9 protein-coding genes and 1 pseudogene are annotated in these 10,712 nt (G+C 34.3%); 3 read left to right on the forward strand and 7 right to left on the reverse strand.

What is annotated here, in order from left to right:
* From ACIQ2S_RS07840 to ACIQ2S_RS07850, 3 genes and pseudogenes are all read left to right on the forward strand, one after another.
* Positions 1 to 801: pseudogene (locus ACIQ2S_RS07840) on the forward strand (M23 family peptidase); the annotation flags it as partial.
* A gap of 9 nt (positions 802 to 810) precedes the next feature.
* Positions 811 to 3,279 carry a carboxypeptidase-like regulatory domain-containing protein gene (locus ACIQ2S_RS07845; protein WP_396174709.1) on the forward strand — a complete coding sequence of 823 codons (2,469 nt, stop codon included), beginning with the start codon at positions 811 to 813 and terminating at the stop codon, positions 3,277 to 3,279.
* A 43-nt stretch (positions 3,280 to 3,322) separates the two neighbouring features.
* Positions 3,323 to 4,048 (forward strand): hypothetical protein, encoded by a 726-nt coding sequence (locus ACIQ2S_RS07850; RefSeq protein ID WP_396174712.1) that lies wholly within the window; start codon positions 3,323 to 3,325, stop codon positions 4,046 to 4,048.
* Here the strand turns inward: ACIQ2S_RS07850 and ACIQ2S_RS07855 are convergent.
* Genes ACIQ2S_RS07855 through ACIQ2S_RS07885 form a run of 7 tightly spaced genes read right to left on the reverse strand, consistent with a single transcriptional unit; the run spans position 4,045 to position 10,589 of the window.
* Positions 4,045 to 4,746 carry a hypothetical protein gene (locus ACIQ2S_RS07855; RefSeq protein ID WP_396174714.1) on the reverse strand — a complete coding sequence of 234 codons (702 nt, stop codon included), beginning with the start codon at positions 4,744 to 4,746 and terminating at the stop codon, positions 4,045 to 4,047. The two genes, ACIQ2S_RS07850 and ACIQ2S_RS07855, sit on opposite strands and share 4 nt — an antisense overlap.
* Positions 4,746 to 4,916 (reverse strand): hypothetical protein, encoded by a 171-nt coding sequence (locus tag ACIQ2S_RS07860; protein ID WP_396174716.1) that lies wholly within the window; start codon positions 4,914 to 4,916, stop codon positions 4,746 to 4,748. Before ACIQ2S_RS07860 ends, ACIQ2S_RS07855 begins: the two co-directional genes overlap by 1 nt.
* A 54-nt stretch (positions 4,917 to 4,970) precedes the next feature.
* Positions 4,971 to 6,800, reverse strand: coding sequence for an ABC transporter ATP-binding protein (locus tag ACIQ2S_RS07865; protein ID WP_396174718.1), 1,830 nt, complete (start codon positions 6,798 to 6,800; stop codon positions 4,971 to 4,973).
* A complete protein-coding gene (locus ACIQ2S_RS07870; RefSeq protein WP_396174720.1) occupies positions 6,800 to 8,527 on the reverse strand; it encodes a phospho-sugar mutase in 1,728 nt (575 codons plus the stop codon). The genes ACIQ2S_RS07865 and ACIQ2S_RS07870 overlap by 1 nt, the downstream gene beginning before the upstream one ends.
* A 5-nt stretch (positions 8,528 to 8,532) precedes the next feature.
* Positions 8,533 to 9,027, reverse strand: coding sequence for an ORF6N domain-containing protein (locus tag ACIQ2S_RS07875; RefSeq protein ID WP_396174722.1), 495 nt, complete (start codon positions 9,025 to 9,027; stop codon positions 8,533 to 8,535).
* Between the two features lie 43 nt (positions 9,028 to 9,070).
* A complete protein-coding gene (locus tag ACIQ2S_RS07880) occupies positions 9,071 to 10,030 on the reverse strand; it encodes a glycosyltransferase family 2 protein (protein WP_396174724.1) in 960 nt (319 codons plus the stop codon).
* Between the two features lie 46 nt (positions 10,031 to 10,076).
* Positions 10,077 to 10,589 carry a DUF4199 domain-containing protein gene (locus ACIQ2S_RS07885; RefSeq protein WP_396174726.1) on the reverse strand — a complete coding sequence of 171 codons (513 nt, stop codon included), beginning with the start codon at positions 10,587 to 10,589 and terminating at the stop codon, positions 10,077 to 10,079.
* Positions 10,590 to 10,712: the final 123 nt, after the last annotated feature.

Raw genomic sequence — 10,712 nt, forward strand, 5'->3', positions numbered from 1 at the left:
ATGCCTTATGAATTAAGTTTACTTAGTAAAAATCAGTCGAACGGACTGATAAACATTCAACCAAATAGCAATTATACGTATAGAATTGAGGTGACAGATTTTCACCAAAACAAAACAGTAATTCATGTTCCGATTCAATTTTCGTATGCAAAACCAAAAATTATACCTGTTGATAAAAAGACCAAGTATTTTGTCAAGTATAAAAATGAACACCAGTATGTAAAAGACAGTGTTTCGGTTTTTATTCCGGAGGACACATTCTACAAAGACACCCACATTGATTTTGAAGTTACGAATGCTGTTGTTAAAATTGGCAATCCTACTTTGGCAATCAAAAAAAATGTTAGCATCTCAATTCCAAGTGCAGTAGTTTCTGAAAAGGAACGCAATCAGTATTTTATTGCTTCCAAAGAAGGTGAAAAGTTGAGTTATAACAAAACCTACGGCAAAGGCAACAATTTTGTGATTTACACACGTAGTTTAGGTGAATTTAAATTGGTAAAAGATTCCATTGCTCCGTTTATAAAACCTTTGAATTTCTCAGAAGGAAAATGGCTGAGCACAATTCCGGCATTGGAAGTTGCCATTTCTGATGATTTCTCAGGAATTCAATCATTTGACGGATTTTTAAACAACCAATGGATATTGTTTGAATATGATTTTAAAACAAATAAACTCACACACGATTTTGCAGATAATATCGTTATAGAAGGCAGAAATGAATTAAAAGTAATTGTTGTGGATAATGTTGGAAATTCTACTATATTTGAAACTCATTTTTTTAGAAGTCAAAAACCCTAAAACCATCTTTTGAAAACGAATTCCATTTTACTTTTTTTACTGTTATTTTTTGCTGCGAGTGCTTCGTACGCTCAAAAAGCCCAAATAAAAGGTATTATTTTAGACAAAAATAATAATCCCGTTGAAGGTGTAACGATCAATTTTGGAGAGCAAGGAACTACTACCAATATAAATGGTTTCTATATCTTAACGATACCGGCCAATCAAAAAATCACGCTGGTTTTCAACCATATTTCCCTGAAAAAAACCGTTTTGAAAGTCGAATTGAAACCCAATGAAGATTTTGAGTATAATTTTCAAATGAGCGATTCAGAAGAGCAATTGCCGGAAGTAATTTTAACTAGTGGCAATCGCAGAAGAGTAGAAGGAATTACCAGCATTGAACCGGAAGCCATTCGAAAAATTCCCGGTGCCAATGCAGGTGTTGAAAATATACTAAAAACTTTGCCGGGTGTAAATTCTAATAATGAATTGAGTACACAGTATGCCGTTCGTGGTGGAAATTTTGATGAAAACTTGGTGTATGTCAATGAAATTGAAGTCTACCGCCCGTTTTTAATCCGTTCCGGGCAACAAGAAGGCTTGAGTTTTACCAACACGGATATGGTGCAAAATGTTGATTTTTCAGCGGGTGGATTTCAATCAAAATATGGCGATCGATTATCATCGGTTTTAGATATTACCTATCGAATTCCTAAACGTTTTGGAGCCTCAATGGAAGCCAGTTTTTTAGGAGGAAGTGTATCAGTGGATGCGGTTTCGAAAAATCAAAAGTGGACCAATGTAACAGGCATTCGATACCGAAACAACAGTTTGTTGGTAGACAGTCAGGATACAGAATCAAATTTCACACCCGTTTTTGCAGATATTCAAACCTATTTCACATTTACTCCAAATGCTAAATGGCAATTGAGTTTTTTGGGTAATATTTCGGAGAATGATTATAATTACGAACCATTAACTCGTATCACAAAATTTGGAACCATTGATGATCCGCGTGCCCTGCAGGTTTTTTATGATGGTAAAGAGGAAGATAATTACAAAACATTGTTTGGAGCATTTAAAGCAGCTTATGAAGTTAATGAAAACTTCACCTTGAAGTTTATCGGATCAGCTTATCATACAATGGAACAAGAATATTTTGATATTTTTGCCGCTTATTTTTTGGGCGAAGTGGATGGTAATTTTGGTTCAGATACCTATGGTGATGTTTCTTTTAACAGAGGCATTGGTGCTCAATTAAACCATGCAAGGAACGATTTGGATGCGTTGATTGTAAATGCAGAAGTGAAAGGTTTTCACAAAGTCAAAGAAAGCTCTATTGAATGGGGTTTCAAATATACTCGTGAAGATTTTAGAGATCGTTTGGTTGAATGGGAAATTGTTGATTCCTCCGGATTTTATATCAATCCTCCGGATTTGGGTTTACCAACAAATGATCAACCATACAATCCCTATGAAGGTCCCTTGGTTCCTTATCAGTATGTCCGTGCAACGAATTATGTAGTTATTAACCGGATTTCAGGCTATGTGCAATGGAGTAAAAAGAGTTTGCTTGGCACCAATGAAGTTTGGTACAATGCGGGAGTTCGCTTGCACAATTGGGGTGTGAGTGGAGATGGAGTTGCTAATTCTAATCAAACTGTTTTTAGTCCGAGAGCTCAATTTGCCATCAAACCTGATTGGGATAGAGATATGATTTTTCGTTTGGCAACCGGCGTGTACCACCAACCACCTTTTTACAGAGAGTTAAGAGATATGCAAGGTGTGATTCAACCGGATGTAAAAGCACAACAGTCTATTCATTTCGTTTTGGGAAATGACTACAGTTTTAAAATCTGGAAGAGACCTTTTAAATTAATTAGTGAAGCCTATTATAAGGATTTAACAGATGTCAACACCTACACTTTGGACAATGTTCGTATTCGATACAGAGCCAATAATGAAGCAACCGCTTACACATACGGAGCAGATTTTAGATTGAATGGCGAATTTGTTCCGGGTACGGAATCATGGTTTAGTTTTGGCTACTTAAAAACAGAAGAAAATCAAAATGACAGAGGATTTATTGCTAGACCCACAGATCAGCGTTTAAAATTTGGTATTTTGTTTCAAGATTATGTGCCTACTATTCCTAGTTTGAAATTGTATTTGAATTTGGTTTACAACACCGGATTGCCGGGAGGTTCTCCTTCGTATGCAGATCCGTATGATTATCAACTTCGTTTGAACGATTATCGCAGAGCAGATGTTGGATTCTCCTATGTGTTAACTGAGAACAATCATTTAAAACCCAATGGTCATTGGTTGAAAAAATTTAAAGATTTATCGATAGGATTGGAAATTTTTAATTTATTCAACAATCAAAATGCTATTTCGAATACTTGGGTTCGTGATGTTGATACTAAAAATCAGTTTGCAATTCCCAATTATATGACTACACGTGTTTTTAATTTGAAATTGACCGCTCGACTTTAATTAAAGATTAATTTTATACCTTTGAACTTTAACCCGTAGCTTTATGATTCAAAATATAAAATACATAGTTTTAATAGCATTATTTATAATGATTGGTTGTAAAGATGCAGAAAAAACAAAACCTAAGGTTATTTATGTGGAATCAAAAACAAACGTGGTTCCTAAATTAGATACTACACAAATCAGGATTGCAGATTTACCCATTCTAATGGAAGGCACACAATTTTTGCTTCATCCAATTGGAGAAGTTCGGGTATATGATGGCTCTAATAGAGGAAGTTATGGTTCTTCCAGTACAAGTAAAATGAGCTACGCAATTTCCAATTATAATCGTTTTGAAATAACCGGCTATTTGCAAAATATCCATTTTCAACACGTAGATTCTATATCAGTTCGTCCATTAACTGATAAAGCGGTTGTGATTCAAACTGCCACTTATTTAAACACCATTGCTGAAAAATCGAAAAAACAAATTTTGGTTTACACCATTTCTGATTTGGACACTAATAAAGACAGCAAATTGGATGCGAATGACATTAAATCACTATATATCAGTGAAATCTCAGGGTCGAACTTTTTAAAACTTACACCTGATTTTCAAGAGTTAATTGATTGGGATTTGGTTGATGCAAAAAACCGACTCTACTTTAGATCGACGGAAGACACCAATAAAAATGGTGGTTTTGACAAAGAGGATGCCGTGTTTTATTACTACGTAAATCTATTGGATAAAGAATGGAAGTTAAACGAATACAAACCGTTTAATTAAATCAAAATATCACTTTCTAAGTCTGATTTTTCAATACTGAAGTTAAATCCTAATTGCTCCATTAACTGAATGACCAAATTTTTATACCAGTTTTCAGATTTTGGATGAATGTAAATTTTCTCTATCAATTGATGAATATCTACATCAATTTTTAAACCATCGTTGATTTCAATTTTATTTTGAGTTACGTCGGAAATAATTCGCACCTCACGTTCGTATTGAAAGCTTTTTCGTTTAAAAAGAAATGGAAAGAAATTATCGTTAAAAGGAATGTACTCCTTTTTGTAATCAATGTAATTCACTTCGCCAATATACTGCTCGGTTTTTCGTTCCGGTTGCAAAGCTTCCTTTAGTCTTCCAATAGTAGATTGAATGGCCAAACCTTCATTGTTTTTGGTAAATATCTGCCACATGGCAAACGATTCGTATTCGTTGATGTGCCAACTACTGATAGCGATTTTTTCCCGATGTGATTTATAGTAATTTAAAAACTTCGGATTGTTTTCTGCAATTTTCCGTATTTCTTCATACGTTGGTTCACTAAAAGTTCCTTCATATTGGTCTTCAAATTTATCTGACCTCGACATAAATAATTTTTTGGACAGGAGTAAGTCCAAAAATTTCGATAAATCCAAATATTTCCAAACAATTGTATCCGGGTCTTCAGGAAGAATTATGTTTGGATTGTGAATAAACATTAGTTGTTTTCTTTTGGGAACTTAGTGGAATATTGACCTGCAGTATAAGCTGCTAAAACTAAAATAAAACTAAATTTTGCAACTATATCTAACTTTTCAAAATGAGCCATTGCGTAAAGAAATAGTCCGGCTACGACCATAAACAGTATTGTAAAAGTTATTCTTGTCATTTTATAATTTTATATGTTCATTAACCTGCAACCCGCAACCCGCAACTCGTTTCCCTATTCAAACGACTGCATCATCACTAATTTCGAATACATTCCGTTTTTAGCCAGCAGTTCTTCATGGGTTCCTTGCTCAACAATTTCACCTTTTTGCATTACCACAATTACATCTGCTTTTTGAATAGTGGAAAGTCGGTGAGCAATTACAATAGATGTTCTGTTTTGCATCATGTTTTCTAAGGCGACTTGCACAAATTTTTCACTTTCAGTATCCAATGCTGAGGTAGCTTCGTCCAAAATCATGATTGGTGGATTTTTTAACACGGCACGAGCGATAGATAAACGTTGTTTTTGTCCACCGGATAATTTTCCACCGGCATCACCAATATTTGTATCAATACCATTAGGTAGATCTTTTACAAACTCATAGGCATTGGCAATTTTCAATGCTTCAATAATTTCGCCATCGGTAGCATCTTGCTTGCCTAATAAAATATTGTTTTTGATTGTATCATTAAACAAAATGGAATCCTGCGTGACCAATCCCATCAAACCCCGAAGTGATTGCAAGTTGTAATCACGAATATCTGTTCCGTCAATTTTTATGCTTCCTTCGTTTACATCATAAAAACGGGTAAGCAAATTGGCAATCGTACTTTTGCCACTTCCGGATTGACCAACCAATGCAACCGTTTTTCCTTTGGGGACAGTTAATGAAAAGTTTTTTAGAATATTTTCTTCTTCATATCTGAAGTTGATGTTTTCGATACTAATTTTATCTGTGAAATCGGTTTTGATAATCGCATCCGATTTATTAACAATAGTATTTTCTACTTCTAAAACTTCAAAAACACGTTCGGCAGCTGCTAGACCATTTTTTACCGCATAGGAAGCCTTTGAAATTGCTTTTGCAGGAGTTAAAATGTTGTACGCTAATCCCAAATAAACAATAAATAAAGCACCATTCAAGGATTTTTCAACCAATACTAAATTTCCTCCATACCATAACAAAATAGCAATTACAACAATTCCCATGAATTCACTCATGGGAGAGGCTAAATTGTTTTTCTTGCCGATACTATTGTTTAAACGCAATAATTTATCAATGGAGTTTGTGAATATTTTTTGAAAGTAACCTTCAGCATTATAGCTTTTTACAACTTTCAGGCCACCTAAACTCTCTTCAACAATAGAAATCAAATAGCCATTTTCTTTTTGAACATTCTGGGATTTTGCTTTCAAGCTTTTACCGATTTTTGAAATGATAAATCCTGAAATGGGAATGAATATAAATACAAAAAAGGTTAATTTTAAACTGATATTCATCATTGCGATGATGGCAAACAAAATAGTCAAAGGTTCTTTGATGATTAGTTCCAAAATCATAAAGAATGAATTTTGTACTTCATTCACATCACCTAACATGCGAGCCATGATGTCACCTTTTCTTTTTTCTGAATAGTAAGAAACAGGAAGAGCGATAATTTTGCTAAACATTTTCTCTCGCAAATCACGCAGAACGCCATTCTTAACTTTGGTCAAATGTTGAGAGGCCAAATAATTAAATAGATTTTTAAATAAAAAGGTTGAAATGACTAATGCAACCGTTAATAATAAAGCGTATTCCGGACCTTCTTCTTCTGATAATTTAGTGATGTAATATTGTAGGTATTGCTTTCCATAGGAACCTAAATCAGTTATTCCGGTATATTTTGGTAATTCAATGACTCGTTCATTCATTTTAAACAATACTTCCATTAAAGGAAATAGGGCAACAAAAGAAAGTGTGCTAAATAAAGCGTACAAAACATTAAAGGTTACATTCCAGAATATGTGTCCTTTAAATTTTTCTGCAAACGGAATTATCTTTTTTAAGTTTTGATCCATTAGTTCAGTTTCATATCAGTAATTACGGCTTTTATTTTTGCATCTAATTCAGCTTCTACAGTAGTGACGTTTTCAATAGTATCCAAAGTGGCGTTTACACTGAAATAAAATTTAATTTTTGGTTCGGTACCACTAGGTCGAGCACAGATTTTTGTACCGTCTTCGGTGTAATAAATCAATACATCTGATTTTGGAATATCTAAAGGTTCTTTTTCATTGGATAGTAGATTTAAAACAGTAGAATTTTGATAATCTTCCACACAAATTACACGTTGACCGTTGATTTCTTTTAATGGATTGTTGCGTAAATCAATCATCATCTGTTTGATTTCATTGGCACCTTCTATTCCTTTCTTGGTGATAGAAATTAAATATTCTTTGAAATAGCCGTGATCAACATATAAATTCAGAAGTTCTTGATACAAGGTACTTCCTGCTGCTTTTGCTTGAGCGGCAATTTCACAAACGAGTAGGGTAGCGGCAACGGCATCTTTATCTCGAACGGCATCGCCTACCATGTAACCAAAACTTTCTTCGCCACCTCCCACAAATTTCTGGTTTGGGAAATCTTTTATCATTTTGGCAATCCATTTGAAACCGGTTAATCCTACTTTGCATTCCACGCCATAAGCAGCTGCTAATTCAAGCATCATTGGAGTAGAAACAATGGTTGTACCAATGAATTCATTTCCTTTAAATTTATTGGCTCTTTTCCATTGTTCCAATAAAAAGGCCGTCATGATAACCATTGTTTGGTTACCATTTAATAAAGTCAGCTTTCCTTCTGAGTTACGAACAGCAACTCCTAGTCGGTCGGCATCCGGGTCGGTTCCAATAACAATATCAGCATTTACTTTTTTAGCCAAAGCCAAAGCCATAGTCAATGCCTCGGGTTCTTCGGGATTTGGAGATTTTACGGTTGGAAAATTTCCATCCGGAACTTCTTGTTCCGGTACAATATTCACATTCGTATAGCCCGCCTTTGCTAACATTTCGGGCACTAAAGTAATCGATGTTCCGTGTAAGGAGGTAAATACAATTTTTAAATCTTCTTTTGCTGCTTTTGGAGTATTGAAACTGGCATTTTCAATGGAAGAATTAATAAATGCTTGATCTACATCGGTGTCAATATATTTAATCAAACTTTCGTTTGGAGTGAATTTTATTTCACTGTAATTTAATTCTTCAATGACCTTAATGATTTCATCGTCTTGTGGCGGCACAATTTGACCACCGTCTTGCCAATACACTTTGTAACCGTTGTATTCCGGTGGGTTGTGAGAAGCAGTCAATACTATTCCTGCATGACAGTTTAAATATTTCAATGCAAATGAAAGAATTGGAGTGGGCCGTAAAGCTGAAAACAGGTACACTTTAATACCGTTCGCAGAAAAAACATCAGCTACTACTTTGGCTAGCGTATCACTGTTGTGGCGGCAATCATAAGCAATCACCACCTTTGTTTGTTCGTTTGGAAATGACTTTAGAATGTAATCTGAAAGCCCTTGTGTATTTTTCCCTAACGTATATTTGTTGATGCGGTTGGTGCCAACACCCATGATGCCTCGCATGCCACCTGTGCCGAATTCAAGGTTTTTATAAAAACTCTCTTCCAATTCTTTGGGAGACGAAGTCATCATTTCGATAATGGATGCATGGGTAGCTTCATCAAAAGTTGGCGTTAACCATTCATTTACTTTTTCTAGTATAGTCGCTGGAATATGCATAATTGTTATTTTTTGAATCCTATTTTTGTACGTTCTTTCGTTGATGAAAGCGTTTTATCTTTCTCCATCAAGAAGTTTAAAATTTTATAAATATCCGGAAATTGTTTTTCAATTTCTGTGATTTTATCATTTAAATCTTTGTAATTCAATGCAAATTGTCTTAGTGAAACAAAAGTTCGCATAACTGCAATATTAATAGCAATGGCTTTCTCGGAATTTAAAACGCTTGAAAGCATTGCCACTCCTTGTTCAGTAAATGCAAAAGGAACTGCACCTCCTAATTTGCTTTTTGAAGGTATCACAAATTGTGATACCAGAGAATCTATTTCATTGTCAGAGAGTTCAAACATAAAATCAGATGGAAACCGATTTAGGTTTCGTCTGACTGCTTGTTTTAAAACTCTAGTTTCAATTTCGTATAAGTCGGCTAAGTGAAAATCGAGCATCACTTTTTGACCTCTTAACTCAATAATTCTATTTTCAATAATTTCTAAATTCATGATTTTGGCTTTTATTAGTTTGATTGGCTTTTACATTATTCTTTTATTTCATGTTTATCTCTTCTGCAATTTTATAATTATCTTGGTTGGCTTTGTTGCGTAAAATGATTTCACCCAGAAAACCTGCGAGAAATAATTGCGTTCCTATAATCATTGTAGTTAAAGCAATGTAAAATAAAGGATTGTCGGCTACAAGTATTGTTTCGAAACCAGTGTATAATTTTATCAGTTTCACAACAATTATAAACCCTGTGGAGAGTAAACCAATAGTAAACATGACAACACCCATTGCTCCAAAAAGGTGCATGGGTCTTTTGCCGAATCGCGACAAAAACCAAATAGTTATTAAATCAAGGAAACCATTGATGAATCGTTCCATCCCAAATTTGGTTTCACCATACTTTCTAGCTTGGTGTTTGACCACTTTTTCTCCTATTTTAGCAAATCCTGCATTTTTTGCTAAAACCGGAATGTAACGATGCATTTCACCCGAAACTTCAATATTTTTAACGACTATATTTTTGTAGGCTTTTAGTCCGCAATTAAAATCATTTAATTGAACACCTGAAGTTCTTCGGGCGGCCCAATTAAAAAGTTTAGATGGTAAGTTCTTGGAAACAACCGAATCATATCTTTTTTTCTTCCAGCCGGAAACTAAATCAAACTTTTCGTTGGTTATCAGGTTGTATAATTCAGGAATTTCTTCCGGATTGTCTTGTAAATCAGCATCCATAGTAATAATCACATCTCCTTGAGCCTTTGCAAAACCGGCATGTAACGCTTGTGATTTTCCAAAGTTTTTAAGGAAACGGATACCTTTTACCTGATTGTTTTCATGAGATAGTTGGTCAATAATGTTCCAGGATTGATCGGTACTGCCATCATCTATAAAAATGATTTCATAGGAATAGGAATGAGAATCCATTACCTTTTTAATCCAGGAATGCAATTCTGCTAGAGATTCTTGTTCGTTAAGTAGCGGTATTACTACTGATATATTCATCTTGATTGTCTATGTAGCGTTCAAAAATACAAAGAACAAATCAATTTTATTCTTTTTTAATCGCCAATCCAGTTATTAATGAGGTAATGAATCCTAAAAATAAATTTACAACTATAATTCCGCCATACAACATTGGTAGTACAAAACCTTTACCCATTTCCATGCCTTTGTCTAAGTCGGCTTTTGACATAGTAGGATTGGCTTTCATCTGTCTTGACATTTCAGCACTCATAACATCGTTTACAAACTCAGGTTCGATAAAATTGACGAAAATAATAAAGTAACCCACAGAAATAACTGCCGCAACTGCGGCAACACCTAAACCTATTTTTAAAGACTGACTAAGGTTTATGAAACCTTTGTTTTGTTTCTTGAACAGAGTGATTGGGTACACGACCAGACCAATTAACAATACTAGGCCAATAATGCTATCAATGGCACTGTTTTCAAGATGTTTGCCCATCACATATTTTACAACTGAAAGTAAAATTGATAACAGGGCTAAAATTAATCCAAACGTAAATATTAAATTTTTAATTGATTGTTTTTGAGTTTGCATACTGTTAGTTTAAGAGTTAACTAAATTAGTATTTAAAATACTGTAATTGTTACATTATGAAAATAAGTTACTAGCGGATAAAAATAAATTTAAAAAACTATTGTCAGTTTGGTAAATATAATT

Origin of the sequence: Flavobacterium sp. (genome assembly GCF_044371705.1) — a bacterium.
GTDB lineage: Bacteria > Bacteroidota > Bacteroidia > Flavobacteriales > Flavobacteriaceae > Flavobacterium.